Source organism: Terrisphaera buseokensis (assembly GCF_047521145.2).
Classification (GTDB): domain Bacteria; phylum Verrucomicrobiota; class Verrucomicrobiia; order Opitutales; family Opitutaceae; genus ER46.
In genome coordinates, this window is sequence record NZ_CM134186.1 from 6,866,771 (window position 1) to 6,881,844 (window position 15,074).

Genomic DNA, 15,074 nt, shown 5'->3' on the forward strand with positions numbered 1-15,074 from the left:
GACCGGGGGCGGTCGCGGTCCCACCTGTCGCTGTCCCGAACACTTTCCCGATCACCTTCCTGGCCGATCCCCCGGTGGAAAACAATCCCCGCCGCCTGCGGTTACAGATCGAAGCTCGCGCTCAGGATGAACCGGCGCGGCTCGATGATGCGATAGGCGTAGATCGATCCGTCCGGATTCGCGGCCACCGGCTGAAGGCGTCCGTCTTCAAACGCATTGCGCACGTTCAACTGCACGTTGGTGCGCACCTTGTCGTTGAAGAGACGGAAGCGATAGCCGGCAGAGAGATCGAAGTAGTAACGCGCCTTGTCGTAGATCGGACGGTTCGGATCGAGCTCGAGGATGACGCCGTTGAACGAGCCGGGCAGCTTGGAGGGCGCGGCGCCGTAGAAGCCGATCGAGGCCTTGTCTTCCCAGCGAACCGCGCCGCCGACATTGAAGTTCTTCAGCCGGCCCTCGGTGAACGTGTAGTTCGTGACGGTGTTCCAGCGGTACTTGCGGACCTGCGTGCGCGGCTTGCCGACGTTGGCAACGCTGAACAGGTACGGCGAAATGAGGCCGTTGTAATACGCGGTCTCGGGCGTGTCGCCGCCGAGCACCGGGATCGTCGTCCAATACGGCGCGCCCTTGCCGTCACCGTTGCCGGGAACCGAGTCGCCGCGCGCTGTGGTCCAGACCGGCAGGCGTTCCTGCCAGTAGTTGAACTGCTCCGGCCCGATGGCGGCATCGATCGCGATCTGCTGCGCGCCGGTAAACTTGATCCGCCAGTTGCGCGTGGGGTTGTAGGTCATCTCCACCTCGTAGCCCTTGGAAACGATGTCGGAGAGACCGTTGGTCTGCGGCTGGCCGGGGCCGGCCGAAAGGAACACGCTCATCCACTCGTCGGTGACGCCCATGATCTTCGCGACGGCACTGGCCGACTGCGCGGCGGTGGGCGTGATGCCCTGCGCGGCGAACCGGCTGTTCGAGAGATTCAGCGCCCACGGATAGAACCCGTTGTTGTCGCGCACGCCGTTGTTTTCCGGCCGGCCTTCGAGCCGGAATGTGCGGTTGCCGATCGTGCCGACTTCACCCGCACGGCTGCCCTTCTCGGCCACCTCGTAGCGATTGACCTTCACGTTCAGCTTGCCCTGCAGCGCCGAGAAATTGATGCCGTAGTCCTTGCCCTCGCCCTTGGCGTTCGGAATCACGCCCTTGAGATCCATGGCGTAACGCACGACCTGCGGGTAGAAGCTGTCGGAGCGGTTGTAGAAGAGGTTCAACCACGCCAGCGGCTTCGCGACCACGCCGTAGGTCTTGGTGTCGCCGCGTTGCGACGCCTTCGTCGCCTCGCCGAGCGGGCCCGTGGCGTCTTCCGTCCACGCTCCCCAGGTGTTGTAGGCATCGTACGTGACGAGACCCGTCGCCGGGTTGACGGCGGCGGCGGACGACGTACGCGTGCGGCGCTTGTCGCGACGCCAGCCCACGGTCGTGACCAGGCGATCCTTCAGGAAATAACTCTGCGCCGTGAGGCTCACCGTGCGCAGTTCCTCGCGGTTGCGGGCAGTCGACGGACGGGCGAGGTTCTCGACCCGGGTCGGCTCGTTGACCCACTGACCGGTGAGATTATTGAACCAGGTCAGGTTGTAATTGCCGTTGATGTTGGCGAGGGTGGCCGGACCGTAATCGACGTTCTGACCCTGGTTGTCGCCGACGTAGTAGCGCTGGGTAATCTGCGTGACGGCGACGCGATTGGCCCGGTTGGTCCACGCGTGGTCATCGGCGATCCACTGGCCGTAGGTGTAGGCCTCGGTGTCGTTCATGTTGCGCTCCAAGTGGGCGCCGAGCCGCTGCGTACCGATCCAGGAGAGCCAGCGGGGCAGTTCCTTCGAAGGCGTCAGCTGGTAGGCGAGATCGCCGTTGACGGTGTCGCGCGTATCCGGATTGCGGTTGGCAAACGGACCGACCGCTTCGACGTACGGCCGCAGGAAATTCGGGTTGGAGCGGCCGTCGAGGAGCTTCGAGTTGATGTCCACATAGATGATGCTGTCGGTATTATCGATGTAGTTGTAGCTCTCGCGGACGAACTCCTGGCGAAACCAGCCGGCGCGGGCGGCGACCAGATGCGCGCCGCGGTTGAAGAGCACCTGTTCGGCCTCGATCCGGAAGGTCTTCGCGGTGTCCTCGCCGTAGTTTGCAGCGGTGTAGTTGATCGACTCCCAGTCGTAGAGCGACTTGTCGGCGGTGGCCGGCGCGAAGAACAGCGGGAACGGATTGGCCTTGCGGCGCATGATGTCCGTGCCCGTCTGGATATAACGCACGTTGCTGTTGTTGGCGTAGGGCGTCGGCACGCCGGTCGTGATCGGATTGGCCGTGCGCGTCTGCGTGAAGAACGACACGCCCGTCGAATCGACCACGGCAGTCGTGCGGCCGTAACCGCCGGCCATCAGGCCGATCGGGAGCAGCGTGTTTTCGTTCGTGACCGGATACGGACCGGACGTGGTGCCGTTCGCCAGCGTCACCATCTGTGTCGTCGGATCGAATGTCGGGCGGCCGCCGGCTTTCCATTCGAGGGTCGTGTCGCGGGGCGTGAGCGAATTCGGCCGACGGTAGAAATTATCGTAGCGTTCGAACGAGGCGTTGATGGTCGTGTTCTTGAACGGCCGGGCCTGCGCGGCGAAGAAGAAGCGCTTGATCGTTTCCTCGGCGGGCTTGCGGGTGAACCCCTTCTCCTCCTCGACGGTGGAGAAGCGGAAGGCGAGTTTGTCCTTAATCAGCGGCCGGCTCAGATCGAGGCTGACGCGATGGCCGCCCTCGCTGTCGACGCGACCCGTCACCGTCGTGGTCGAGCGGGTCAGGTTCGCCTTCGACTGCACGAGATTCACCGTGCCGGCCGCGGCGCCGAGGCCGAACAGATTGGAGTTCGGGCCGCGCGAGATTTCAACGGAGTCGATGTTGTAGGTGTCCATCGGAATCCTCGGATTGCTCGAGAAATTGCCGATCGCGAGATTGACGCCGCTGCCGCTGATCGGACTCCCGACGCCGCGGATGCGGTTGGCGGTCGCGGGATCGCCCGCGACGCCGTCGATCACGCCGCCGTTACGATTGGGCGTGAACTGCGTGTAGTTGCCGGTGCCCTCGGTGTTCGCCTCGTAGAGGAAGACGTCGTTCAGATCGAGGACGGCGGTGTCCTGCATCTGCTGCTTCGTGATGACGGTGATCGACGCGCCGAGGTCCTCGAGTTTCGAATTCAGACGCGTGCCCGACAGCGTGTTCAACGCCTGGTAACCGCGGTCAGTGTCGGCCGCCACCTGGAACGGCGAGAGCTGGAGCACCTCGTCCCCGGTACCCGTCGTGGTGACGACCGGAACGGGCGAACGCGGAGCCGGTGCCGCTCCGGCGGTGGTGGCCGGCGCGGGCGCAGCCTGCGCGTGCACGGGTGAAGCGAGTCCGGCGAAGCCCGCGCCCAGCAGGAGGGCGGAGACGACGATGCGATGTTTGGTTTGCATGGGGGTCAAAAGGGTAGAACGACAACACGTGCGTCGGGGCCGTTGGCCAGCTCCGACTCACGCGCTGTCAGCGTAGCATTTTTACGCGGAATGCAACAGGGGATGGACGGTCAACCTTCATACAAAAACGAGCACGCTTCGTCCGACGTCGGCGGCGCTTCCGGGTCAGTTTCGGCCCGGGGTATGCGAATCCGCGCATTCCGGCGCGGTCTCCCGGCCACCCTTTACAGCCCCGGGCGGCTTCGTAACGTGACGCCATGCTGCGTTACCTCGGCTCGGGTCCCCGGCAATTCGGACTCTTTCCGCTCCGGCCCCTCGCGCGCATGAACTGGGAGTTCTTCGCCGTCGTGCGGGGCCGCTGCGCGCCGATGACCGAGGCCGGCCAGCATCCGCCGTTGCGCCCGCAGACGCTGTGGGTGTCGGCGCCAGGCAGCGCCCACACCTGGGCGGGCGACGGCCCGCGCCGCGCGCACATCGCGGTGTTCCACTTCGGATCGGTGCCGCCGATTCTGGAGGCGATGATCCGGGAACACGGCCAGCTGGCCGTGGGGCTGAAGGCGTCCGAGTGCCAGCGCGTCGCCGCACTCGTACGCCAGCTCCAACTCGAGCACCAACAGCCGAGCAACGTCAGCCATCTCGCCTTCCAGGGTGCATTGATCGAGCTGACCTTGCTGGTGCTGCGCAAGCTGCCCGATGCCCGGCAGCCGTTGTTGAAGGGCGACGCGGAACGGACGGTGGAAACCGCGACCACGTGGTTCGCGGAGCATGTGCGCGCCAATCCCAGCATCATCGAAGTGGCGCGCGAGGTGCACGTGTCGCCCAGCACGCTGCGCCGGCTGTTCCGGCGCGTGCTGCGCGAACGACCGACGCGCGTCTTCGGCCGGATTCAGATCGAGAAGGGCATGCGCCTGATGAGCGATTCGAAGCTGAAGCTCGAAACCATCGCCGACGAATGTGGCTTCACCTGCACGAGCGACTTCTGCCGGGCGTTCAAGGCGTTCACCCGCGTGACGCCGTCGGTGTGGCGTCGCACCATCCTCGCGCCGCCGCGGGCCGCGCGCGAAGCGGGTATCCGTCCGGCAAGCACGGCCAAGCCCCCGCGGTCGCAGGACCGCAGGGGCGATTGAACCAAGGCCGGCCGTGCTGAGCCGGGCCGCAGTTACGGCAGGAGAACCCTATCCACGACGTGGATCACGCCGTTGCTGCCGACGAGATCGGTGGCGGTGACTTTCGCCTTGTTGACCATCACGCCCATGGCGTCGGCTTTGATCGTGAGCGGCTTGCCGTTGACGGTGGGCGCCTCGCCGGACTTCACGTCGGCGGCCATGACCTTGGCTGGCACGACGTGGTAGGTGAGAACGGCGACGAGCTTGGACTTGTTCTCGGGTTTGAGCAGCGATTCCACCGTGCCCGCGGGGAGCTTGTCGAAGGCGGCGTTGGTGGGCGCGAAGATCGTGAACGGGCCGGTGCCGCTCAGCGTTTCGGCGAGGCCGGCGGCTTTGACGGCGGCGACGAGCGTGGTGTGGTCGGGAGAACCCGCGGCGATTTCAACCAGCGTCTTGGCCGAGGCCAGTGAAACGAGGCCGGTGCAGAGGGCAAACGTGGCAAACAGGGAGCGTAGCTTCATGGGATCGGATATGAGGGTGAGACGTAAACATGCGGCCGGCGGACGAAGTCCTACGGTCGCACGCATGCAACGCCCCGGTGCCTGCGCCGGATGCCGCAAAACCGCGGAATCACCGGGGCTGTCCGTGTCAGTAGCCGCGATCTTATCCGCGATCGCCGCTTGCTTTCGGCCAAGGCCGCTAACTTGAGATCTGAGATCTGAGATCTGAGATCTGAGATCTGAGATCTGAGATCTGAGATCTGAGATCTGAGATCTGCGCCTGCGCCTGCGCCTGCGCCTGCGCCTCCGTCTGGGCAAAAAAAAATCCGGGGCGGAGGATTGCGCCTCCGCCCCGGGTTGATGGCTGTTTCAACCGACGCCTTGGCGTCGGGCGAGAGCCGCGACCCGCCGGCGGAACGGCTCGAGGAGCCGGGCTGCGACGCGGGACACGCGCTCGGGAATGAACCGGCCTCGCGCACCGGTCGCCGGTGAACCGGACGAATCGACGACGGTGACGGCGGGGAAGTTTTCGATTTCGTACGCCGTCACAAACGCGACTCCCGCAGTCATGACGGGATGCACGAGGTGATGATATCTGCGATTTGGCTTCATGGTCAGAGGGAGCCGGAGACGGGGAGCCAGCTCCAGCGCCCCGGCTTCAGTCTGAACACGAAGTCGAAAGAACGCTCCCTCTCAGCATGGCCCGGGCCAATCCCCACGCCGACTTATCCCGCCGGCTGAAAGTGAGCGCGTGCATCCTGCGCGCACCCGCAGTCTCAGCTTTTCTTGGACGCCGGCGACGCGGGCGGCGCCTTCGCGGGCGGTGGCGGCGCGTCGCCGACGGACACACGAATCAAGCCGCGCCACTGCCCTGCGGCATAACCCGTGGCCTCATCCTTCGGATAGCGCTCCGCGAGCCGCGCGAGCAGCCCGGGATCGAGGGATTCACGCGGCCCGTGGCAGGTGACACACTGCGGCGCGATGCCGACCGGCCGGTACACGCGCCACTCGGTCTTCGCCCCGGCGCGCTCGACGCGCTGCACGAGCACCTTGGGCAGCTTGCCGTTTTCCATGTCCTTCTCGACGCGGGAGAGCGCGAGCTTCTCGGCCTCGTCCGGCGCGTTGGCGGGATTGCGCAGGCGCAGGCTCGTGCGTTTCACGCCCGTGATCCGCGGCATGCCGGAAAGAATCTCGCCGGTCAGTGGCAGCGCCTTCAAGTGGCACACATCGATCGCCTGTTCCGCGCCCCGCTTCGCGACGGCGACGGCCACTTCGTTCACGAGGGTGACGCCGAGCCGGTTGATCGCGCGCTCGCCAATGTCGCGCACCTCGGTGTTTTCAGGTGCATCCGGATCGACGAAGACGGCGGAGACGGCAGGGAGATCAGCCGCGCGAAGGATCGGGAGCGCGGCCAACACCAGCGCTGCGACGAGGGTAAGACGCGTTTTCATAGGGCAGAGAAAGGGACCCGAATGCCGCCGACGGCTTGCAGAGTAGGGTCGCGCCGCGCCGTTGTGAACCGGCAAGCAGCCTGCTGCCCACGACAGTAGCCTGAGTGCTGAGGTCGAAAAGCCCGCGTCATTGCATCCGGCAAGCCTCCGTCTCCTTGCCGTCGTGGCCTCCGCGCCTGCCTGTCAGCGATTGCAATCGCGGGCTCTCCTGCTACGCATCGTTCATCGTACGCACTCCAGCGCGCGCGCAAACAGATCGGAACTTACCCCTCTCCGGTCGCAAGGTTCGGCTCTGCTTGCTCACCCCCAGCAAAGTTAAACACTGGTATGAAAACCACCCTGAAAGTAGTGGCGTCCATCGCGACGCTCTTCGCTGCGTGTCTTGTGCACGCGGCTGATTCGAAACCGGTCGCCCGCGTGACCACCATCATTGACGTCGAGACCGACGATCCGTCCGGTTACGCGACGTGGATCGCGCAGTACAACGCCATCGCGAAGGCGAGGCTCGGCGTGGAGAACTACCTGCGCGTTTACCAGTCCGTATTCGACGGAGTCGGGACGGGGCGCGTGCGCGCCGTCGTAAGCGCATCCAACGTGGCGGAATTGATGAAGAACAATACCACGCTCGAAACGGACCCTGCCATCCTCGATCTCAACACCCATCTCCGCCATATCCGGAAAATGGGTGCGCGTGTACTCTATCAGGCGATTCGCTTCGATGGCGCCACCCCGAAGGGCGCTGCCAACTACAATACGCTGGCCAACGTGACGGACGAGGCCGGATACCTGCAGGCGCTCGATCAACTCCGGGTCATTTTCGACACCATCGGACTCAAGGACGTGAAGATCGGCGCCTATCGGACGCTGGCCGGCCGGACGGATCACACCCATCGGATCACCATCAGTGCTCCCTCCCAGGAGCGCCTCGCCGCCTTTCTGGATCTGGCTGCATCAAACCCCAAGCTGCTCGATTGGCTCGCGGCCTCGGCGAAATTGCGGACGGTCGTTCGAACCACGACTTCGCGCGAAATCTCCAAGTAACTCCCCGCACCCGTCATTCCCGGCGGCCGAATTTCCGGCCGCCTTTTTTTGTGCCCGCGGGCCACCAGCCCCTTTCCCCGCTATGGAAGAAATGCAAACCCTCACTCCTATCCTGCCGTTCGCTCTTCGCTATCGCCGCGTTTGTGTTTTCCGCGGACTCGACGAGCTTCACGGCTCATGCCGCGCCACTCGTCGGAGGAAATCGCCCTGGACCGCCTGCCCAAGGCCAAGCTGAACCGCGAGAGCCTCCTCGACACGCTCGCGCTCGCGCGCTACGTGCGCCCGTACCGGCCGCGCTTTGTCGTGGGGCTCGCGAGTTTGTTTTTCAGCGCCGCGTGCGGGTTGGCATTTCCCTTTCTGGCCGGAAGCTTGATCGACGCGGCCATGCGGCCCGGCGGCACAACCCTGCAGTTCCTCGGAGTGCTGCCGTTGAGCCAGGTCGCGTTGATCCTCGCGGGCATCGTCTCGTTGCAGGCGCTCGCTTCCTTCAACAGCGCGCTGGCGTTCAATCGGGTCGGTCAGAGCGCCCTCGCCGACCTGCGGCGCGAATGTTACCAGCGCCTGATCGCGCTGCCGATGGCGTTCTTTGGCCAGCGTCGCATCGGTGAACTGACCAGCCGCGTATCCACCGACATCGCACAAATCGAAGGCGCGCTCGTCGACGCGCTGCCGCAGATGTGCCGGCAGTCGGTGTTCCTCATCGGCGGCGTCACGCTGATCGCAATCACGTCCGGCCAGCTCACGGCGGTGATGCTCGGCACGCTGCCGATCCTGATCGCCGCCGCGGTGTTCTTCGGCCGCCGCCTGCGGCGTTTCTCGCGTGAAACCCAGGACCAGCTCGCCGCCACCAACACGATCGTCGAGGAGACATTGCAGGCGATCGCGAGCGTGAAGGCCTTTGCGAACGAAGCCTTCGAAGTCCGCCGCTACGAGACGTCCAACGCCCGCGTGCTGGCCGCCGCGCTGAGCGCGGCGCGGTGGCGCGCGGTGTTCGTGGCGTTCTTCATCCTGGCCCTGTTCGGCGGCATTGTGATCGTGCTCTGGTTCGGCGCCCGGCTGCTGCAGCAGGGGGAGATTTCGCCGGGCGAGCTCACGCGCTTCGTGCTGTATTCGACGTTCGTCGCCGGCGCGATGGGCCAGGCGGCCGAACTCTTCAGCCAGATTCAGAAAACCGTCGGTGCCACCCAGCGCGTGCGTGAACTCCTGCGCGAGCCGACCGAAACCGAGACCGACGCCGCGCGCGGCGGCCACGTCACGACGCTGCCCGCCCGGCTGCGCGGCGAGGTGGCGTTTGTCGGCGTGAATTTCCGCTATCCCGCCCGGCCGGAAGTGCCCGTGCTGCGCAATCTCAGCCTCGCCGCGCAACCCGGCGAACGCATCGCGCTCGTCGGGCCCAGCGGCGCCGGCAAGTCGACGCTCACCGCGCTGCTGCTGCGTTTCTACGATCCGGAGAGCGGGCGGCTGCTGATCGACGGACGCGACGCGCGCGACTATCCGCTCACGTGGCTGCGCGGCCAGATGGCCATCGTGCCGCAGGACGTGCTGCTCTTCGGCGGCACGATCGCGGAGAACATCGCGTACGGCCGACCGGGAGCCGACGCCCACGCGATTCGTGAAGCGGCGCAGCTCGCGAACGCGGACGACTTCATCCGCGGCTTTCCCGAGGGCTACGCGACCCTGGTCGGCGATCGCGGCATCAAGCTCTCCGGCGGTCAGCGTCAACGGGTCGCCATCGCGCGCGCCATCCTGAAGAATCCGGCGATCCTGATTCTCGATGAAGCAACGAGTTCGCTCGACAGCGAGAGCGAAGCGCAGGTGCAACTGGCGCTCGATCGGTTGATGCAGGGACGCACGACGTTCATCGTCGCCCACCGGCTCGCGACGGTGCGCAACGCCAACCGCATCGCCGTCATCGATGCCGGCCAGGTCGTCGAACTCGGCACGCACGAGGAATTGTCCGCCCGGGCCGAAGGTCTTTATCGCCGGCTCAGCGCGTTGCAGTTTGGACCGACGCCCGCCGACGCCCCCGGCCGTCCGTAATCCCACCACGCTCGCCAACACTCCACGCTTGCGAGCTCCGTCACTTCGGCGCACATCCTCAGCCGGCGCGCCGGGCCCCGGTGCTGGAACCCCTTTCCCTATGATCACGCCCTCATTTGGTTTACTCCGCTTCCTTCCCCGCCTCGCCCTCGCGTCCACGCTGACGCTCGCCGGTGCCGCCACCGCCGCCGACGGCTGGGTGAATCTCTTCAATGGAAAAAATCTCGACGGCTGGGAACAGCACAGCGGCGAGGCCCTGTACCGCGTCGAGGACGGCTGCGTGGTCGGCAAGACCGTCGCCAAAACCGGAAATTCCTTTCTCTGCACGACGAAAACCTACGGCGACTTCATCCTCGAGTTCGAGTTCCTCGTCGCAAAGGACATGAACTCCGGCGTCCAATTCCGCAGCGAATACTACAAGAAGGAAACCGAGGCGGAGATTAACGGGAAGAAGAAGAAATTCCCCGCCGACCGCGTCTTCGGTTATCAATATGAAATTGATCCATCAGCCCGCGCCTTCACCGGCGGCGTCTACGATGAAGCCCGGCGCGGCTGGCTCGCGGAACTGAAGGACAATCCCGCCGCGCAAAAGGCGTTCAAGCAGGGGGACTGGAACAAGGCCCGCATCGAGTGCAAGGGCGACCACATCCAGACCTGGATCAACGGGGTCAAGGCCGCGGACTTCCGCGACAGCATGACGCTGAAGGGCCTGATCGCGCTGCAGGTGCACGGCATCGGCGACGGCACCAAGAAGAAGCCCGGCGAGGAGATCCGCTGGCGCAACATCCGGATCAAGGAGCTGTAAGTTGTCTGCTGAGGGCGGCGTCCCGCCGGCCCGCGGCGCCCAGGTGCTTGCGATCACATCTGCGGCCCGCACCGTCCGGACCCGGCGCCGGCGATGTCTCCGCCACCTTTGCCGGCCACCTTCGTGAACCCCGCCATGATGTCTCACCTGCTTCGTTACACGCGCGCCCTGGTGGTCGGGTCGCTCGTCTCTCTCGCGCTCCACGCGGCCGAACCGCGCGGCGACCGGCCCAACATCGTCTACATCATGGCGGATGAGCTCGGGTATTTCGAGCCGTCCTACGCCGGCAATCCGCACCTGCGCACGCCAAACATTGACCGGCTCGCCGCCGAAGGCGTGCGTTTCACCCAGGGCCTCGCCGGCTCAGCAGTCTGTGCGCCGACGCGCTGCTGTTTCCTGACCGGCAAACACAGCGGCCACACGAGCGTGCGATCGAACGGAGGCGGCACGCCGTTGCGCGCGGGCGAGGCGACGATCGCCTCGGTGCTCAAACCACTCGGCTACGCGACCGGCGGTTTCGGCAAATGGGGCAACGGCGGTCGCGGCTCGACCGGCGTCCCGGAGCAACACGGCTTCGACGTCTTCTTCGGTTACTACGATCAGGTCCACGCCCACACCTATTACCCGCCGTATCTTATCCGTAACAGCGAGGAGGTGCCGCTGCCCGGCAATCACGGCGGCAGCGCCGGCCAGACGTACGCGCAGTACGTGATCTTCTCCGAAGCGACGGCCTTCATCCGCGCGAATCAGGCCAAGCCGTTTTTCTGCTACCTGCCGTTCACGCCGCCGCACGGCAATTTCGACCTCCCCGACAGCGACGCCGCGTGGGCGCTCTACAAAGACAAACCCTGGCCCGAGCCCGCCCGCCGCTATGCCGCGATGGTCACGATGCTGGATCGCCAGGTCGGCGAGCTTCTCGCGCTGCTCAAGTCCCTCGACCTCGAGCGCAACACGCTCGTGATGTTCAGCGGCGACAACGGCGGCAACGACTACTTCGTCACGCCCGAGTTCCCGCGCGGCGTGCATGGCGCGAACAAGCACCCGCAGACGGGCGTCGAATTTCGCGGCCGCAAAGGCACGCTGTACGAGGGCGGACTACGCATTCCCGTGGTGGCGCGCTGGCCCGGCAAAATCGCACCCGGACGCGTGAGCGATCACCTCTGGTATTTCCCCGATATTCTGCCGACGTTCGCCGAAATCGCCGGTGCGCCCGCGCCGGCCGACATCGACGGTCTGAGCCTTCTGCCGGAACTGATCGGCGAAGCCGCGGCGGGGAGAAAACAGGCGCAACATCCGTACCTCTACTGGGAGTTCGTGGGCCAGACCGCGGTGCGCGCCGGCGGCTGGAAAGCGATTCAGCCCAAACCCGCGGCCGCGTGGGAACTCTACGATCTCAAAACCGACGTCAGCGAAACGAAGAACCTCGCCGCCGCGCAGCCAGACATTCTCGCGCGACTCCAAACCTACGCGACCGCCGCCCACGCGCCCGCCGTGGAAGGTACGTTTTCCTCCACTACGCTGCACGAACGCGATCGCGCCGCGAAATTCGGCGGCAACCCACCGCCCGCGAAGACCAAGAAGGGCGGCAAGAAAGCCGCCGCGCCGGACAAGAGTGAGGAGTAATATTCGGGTGGCCCGCGAATCACGCGAATACGCGCGAATGAAAACCAAGCCTTGTGATCGCCGCCCGCACCATGGCAATGCGCACCGGAAAGCGCGGTGAGACTTTAATCTGTCGCTGACATTCGTGCCCATTCGCGTGATTCGCGGGCGAGCCCTGCCTCATTCCGCCGGCGACCCAACCTCTTAACCTCACTGATGCCCTCCGCCGTCACCATCATCGAAAACGCCACCGCGATCCTGCCGGATCGCCTGCTCCCGCACGCGCGGGTCACGTTGCGGGGCGATCGCATTGCCGCCATCAGCGGCGGCAACAAACGCGCGCCCAAGGGCGCCACGATCGTCGATGCGCGCGGCGGTTTGGTTTCGCCGGGCTTCGTGGACGTCCACGTGCACGGCGGCGGCGGTGCGGATTTCATGGACGGCACGCCCGACGCCGTGCGCACCGTGTGCCGGACCCACGCGCGACACGGGACGACCACGATCTTCCCCACCACCACCACGGGCGCGCCCGCGGAAATTCACGCCATGATCGCCGCGTGTAAGACCGTCCGCGACGAGCGCCACGCGACGGGCGGCGCGCGGATCGAAGGCGTACATTTGTACGGACCGTTTTTCGCGCCCGACAAAGTGGGCTGCCATTCCGCCGACGGCCGGCGCGATCCCACGCCGGCGGAGTTCAACCGTTACTTCGCCACCGGCCTGGTGCGCATTGCGACCTGCGCGGCCGAGCTGCCGGGTGCACTCGCGTTCTACCGGCAGGCGCGACGGCGGGACTGTTTCGTCACCTGCGGCCACTCCAACTCCTCGTGGACGGAGATGGATCGCGCGTTTCGCGCCGGCATGCGGCACGTCGATCATTTCTGGTGCGCGATGAGCAGCGTGCCGTCGATTCGCGTGCGGCTCGGCACTCCGATGCAGGGCAGCATGGAGCAGTACGTGTTGGCCAACGAAGGCATGAGCACCGAGGTCATCGCCGACGGCCAGCACCTCGCGAAGGAACTGCTGGGGTTTGCCCATCGGCAGATCGGGCCGCGCCGGCTGCTGCTCGTGACCGACGCCAGTCGCGCCGTCGATTGCCCGCCCGGTCGCTACATCTTCGGCCCGAGCGAAACGGGCACGGACTTCGACCACGACGGCAAGGTCGGCCGCGCGCCGCAGGGCGGCCTCGCCAGTTCGTCGATGGGCATGGATCACATGGTGCGCGTCATGCACGCCGCCACCCGCGCGCCGCTCTGGGAAACGGTGCGCATGGCCAGCCTCACGCCGGCCGAGCGCACCGGCATCGCCGCCGACACCGGCAGTCTCAGCATCGGCAAACGCGCCGACGTACTCGTGCTCTCGCCCAACTTGAAAATCAAACAGGTCTACATCGGCGGTGTCCTCCAGCCCGCGTGAACCCCAGCGTCCCGTTCCCACCATGATCCCGCTTCCCCCTGCCCCCACGCTGCCGCGCATCCGTTTGATCGTGCTCGCGTGCGCCCTCGGCCTCGCGGCGTGGGCCTTGCCCTTCAACGCCACGGCGATCGCGGCCACGGCCAACGCGGCGAAGCCCAACATCGTCTTCATCATGGCCGACGATCTGGGCTGGGCCGACGTGGCGTTTCACGGCGGCAACGCCCCGACGCCGCACCTCGATCGCCTCGCGCGCGAAGGCCTCGAACTCGCGCAGCACTACGTCGCGCCCGTGTGCAGCCCGACGCGCACCGGGTTGCTGAGTGGACGCTGCTGGAGCCGTTTCAACATCACCACGCCGGGCAACGAGCGGGCGTTTTCCTGGGACACCGTGACGCTGCCGCGGGCGCTGAAGCGCGTCGGCTACGACACCTGCCTCACCGGCAAATGGCACCTCGGCTCGCTGCCCGAGCAGGGCCCGAATCACTTCGGCTTCGATCATTCGTACGGCTCGCTGGCCGGCGGCGTGAGTCCGTACAGCCATCGCTACAAGCAGGGCAAGTTCACCCAGACCTGGCACCGCAACGAGACGCTGATTGAGGAGAAGGGCCACGTCACCGACCTCATCGCGACGGAAGCGATCCGCTGGATGGAGTCGCGGGGAGCGGCGCCGTTTTTCCTCTACGTCCCGTTTACGGCGGTACATCTGCCGGTCAAGGAGCCGGACGAATGGGTCGCACGCGTGCCAGCCGCGATCACGGGCGACGTCGCGCGCCACTACGCCGCTTCCGTGATGCACCTCGACGATGCCGTCGGGCGCATTCTCGCCGCGCTCGAAAAATCCGGCCGGCGCGAGAACACGCTCGTCGTCTTCACCAGCGACAACGGCGGCAGCACCGTTGAGAACAATGACCGCCAGTATCCGGATGACCAATGCCCGAGCGGCAAACTCACGGGCAACAACGCTCCGTGGCGCGGCCAGAAGGGCGATCTTTACGAAGGCGGCACGCGCGTCGCCACGATCGTGTCGTGGCCCGGGCGCGTGAAACCGGGCCGCGTCGACACGCCGGTGCACATCACCGACTGGATGCCGACCTTCAGCGCACTCGCCGGGTTTGCACCGCAGACGGACTTGAAGTGGGACGGCACCGACCTGACCGCGCTGCTCACGACCCACACGCCGCTGCCTCCGCGTCCGCTGTACAGTGTCGCGCCGAGCTGGCGGTCACGTTCGCTGCGCTACGAGTCGTGGAAACTGATCGTGTTCGGCGAAGGTGCCAAAAGCCGCAGTGAGCTCTTCAACCTGGCGGCCGATCCCGGCGAGAAACACGATCTCGCGGCGAGCGAACCGCAGCGGCTGCGCCAGCTGCGCGCGCTGATGGACGCCGCGGCGGTGCGCGACCGCGATGCACTGGCGAAAGATTAAATCCGCGGTTCACGACGGTGTGGCACGGGAGCGCAGACGTCTCGCCTGCGCGGCGAGCCAGGCGGACGAGGGCGTCCGCGGTCCCGGAGTCAATCCCAGGTGCAGTCCCCCGGGACCGCAGGCGTCCCGCCGGCATTTCCTTCCGAGCACGCAATCGATCCACCGTCAGGTTTTCGAATAGCGTCTCACCCCAGCCGTGATA

The 15,074-nt window shown here is 65.9% G+C and carries 11 protein-coding genes; 7 read left to right on the top strand and 4 right to left on the bottom strand.

Features of this window, described 5'->3' with window-relative positions; all coding sequences use genetic code 11:
• Positions 1-101 precede the first annotated feature (101 nt).
• Entirely contained in the window at positions 102-3,488 is a 3,387-nt protein-coding gene (locus tag ACLJEU_RS25805; protein WP_414661122.1) for a TonB-dependent receptor plug domain-containing protein, read from the bottom strand.
• A 257-nt stretch (positions 3,489-3,745) separates the two neighbouring features.
• Here ACLJEU_RS25805 and ACLJEU_RS25810 point away from each other — a divergent pair, with 257 nt between their 5' ends.
• Positions 3,746-4,615 (top strand): helix-turn-helix domain-containing protein, encoded by an 870-nt coding sequence (locus ACLJEU_RS25810; RefSeq protein ID WP_414661121.1) that lies wholly within the window; start codon positions 3,746-3,748, stop codon positions 4,613-4,615.
• A 32-nt stretch (positions 4,616-4,647) separates the two neighbouring features.
• Here the strand turns inward: ACLJEU_RS25810 and ACLJEU_RS25815 are convergent, their stop codons facing one another.
• The 3 genes from ACLJEU_RS25815 to ACLJEU_RS25825 form a co-directional block, all read right to left on the bottom strand.
• Positions 4,648-5,115, bottom strand: a complete 468-nt coding sequence (locus ACLJEU_RS25815; RefSeq protein WP_414661120.1) for a fasciclin domain-containing protein — start codon at positions 5,113-5,115, stop codon at positions 4,648-4,650.
• A 348-nt stretch (positions 5,116-5,463) separates the two neighbouring features.
• Positions 5,464-5,706, bottom strand: a complete 243-nt coding sequence (locus tag ACLJEU_RS25820; protein ID WP_414661119.1) for a hypothetical protein — start codon at positions 5,704-5,706, stop codon at positions 5,464-5,466.
• A 164-nt stretch (positions 5,707-5,870) separates the two neighbouring features.
• Positions 5,871-6,545 (bottom strand): Tll0287-like domain-containing protein, encoded by a 675-nt coding sequence (locus ACLJEU_RS25825; RefSeq protein ID WP_414661118.1) that lies wholly within the window; start codon positions 6,543-6,545, stop codon positions 5,871-5,873.
• A gap of 327 nt (positions 6,546-6,872) precedes the next feature.
• On the opposite strand from ACLJEU_RS25825, the gene ACLJEU_RS25830 reads away from it, so the two are divergent.
• The 6 genes from ACLJEU_RS25830 (at position 6,873) to ACLJEU_RS25855 (ending at position 14,872) form a co-directional block, all read left to right on the top strand.
• On the top strand, positions 6,873-7,586 hold the full coding sequence (locus ACLJEU_RS25830; RefSeq protein ID WP_414661117.1) for a hypothetical protein: 714 nt from the start codon (positions 6,873-6,875) through the stop codon (positions 7,584-7,586).
• 177 nt (positions 7,587-7,763) lie between these two features.
• Positions 7,764-9,626, top strand: coding sequence for an ABC transporter ATP-binding protein (locus ACLJEU_RS25835; protein ID WP_414661116.1), 1,863 nt, complete (start codon positions 7,764-7,766; stop codon positions 9,624-9,626).
• 100 nt (positions 9,627-9,726) lie between these two features.
• Positions 9,727-10,431 carry a 3-keto-disaccharide hydrolase gene (locus ACLJEU_RS25840; protein WP_414661115.1) on the top strand — a complete coding sequence of 235 codons (705 nt, stop codon included), beginning with the start codon at positions 9,727-9,729 and terminating at the stop codon, positions 10,429-10,431.
• A gap of 135 nt (positions 10,432-10,566) precedes the next feature.
• Entirely contained in the window at positions 10,567-12,054 is a 1,488-nt protein-coding gene (locus ACLJEU_RS25845) for an arylsulfatase (RefSeq protein WP_414661114.1), read from the top strand.
• 195 nt (positions 12,055-12,249) lie between these two features.
• Positions 12,250-13,449 (top strand): N-acetylglucosamine-6-phosphate deacetylase, encoded by a 1,200-nt coding sequence (locus ACLJEU_RS25850; protein WP_414661113.1) that lies wholly within the window; start codon positions 12,250-12,252, stop codon positions 13,447-13,449.
• 22 nt (positions 13,450-13,471) lie between these two features.
• Entirely contained in the window at positions 13,472-14,872 is a 1,401-nt protein-coding gene (locus ACLJEU_RS25855; protein WP_414661112.1) for a sulfatase-like hydrolase/transferase, read from the top strand.
• Positions 14,873-15,074 lie beyond the last annotated feature (202 nt).

Coding starts and splice junctions, on each gene's coding strand:
- ACLJEU_RS25805 (WP_414661122.1), bottom strand. CDS start 3,488: ATGCAAACCAAACATCGCATCGTCGTCTCCGCCCTCCTGCTGGGCGCG.
- ACLJEU_RS25810 (WP_414661121.1), top strand. CDS start 3,746: ATGCTGCGTTACCTCGGCTCGGGTCCCCGGCAATTCGGACTCTTTCCG.
- ACLJEU_RS25815 (WP_414661120.1), bottom strand. CDS start 5,115: ATGAAGCTACGCTCCCTGTTTGCCACGTTTGCCCTCTGCACCGGCCTC.
- ACLJEU_RS25820 (WP_414661119.1), bottom strand. CDS start 5,706: ATGAAGCCAAATCGCAGATATCATCACCTCGTGCATCCCGTCATGACT.
- ACLJEU_RS25825 (WP_414661118.1), bottom strand. CDS start 6,545: ATGAAAACGCGTCTTACCCTCGTCGCAGCGCTGGTGTTGGCCGCGCTC.
- ACLJEU_RS25830 (WP_414661117.1), top strand. CDS start 6,873: ATGAAAACCACCCTGAAAGTAGTGGCGTCCATCGCGACGCTCTTCGCT.
- ACLJEU_RS25835 (WP_414661116.1), top strand. CDS start 7,764: ATGCCGCGCCACTCGTCGGAGGAAATCGCCCTGGACCGCCTGCCCAAG.
- ACLJEU_RS25840 (WP_414661115.1), top strand. CDS start 9,727: ATGATCACGCCCTCATTTGGTTTACTCCGCTTCCTTCCCCGCCTCGCC.
- ACLJEU_RS25845 (WP_414661114.1), top strand. CDS start 10,567: ATGATGTCTCACCTGCTTCGTTACACGCGCGCCCTGGTGGTCGGGTCG.
- ACLJEU_RS25850 (WP_414661113.1), top strand. CDS start 12,250: ATGCCCTCCGCCGTCACCATCATCGAAAACGCCACCGCGATCCTGCCG.
- ACLJEU_RS25855 (WP_414661112.1), top strand. CDS start 13,472: ATGATCCCGCTTCCCCCTGCCCCCACGCTGCCGCGCATCCGTTTGATC.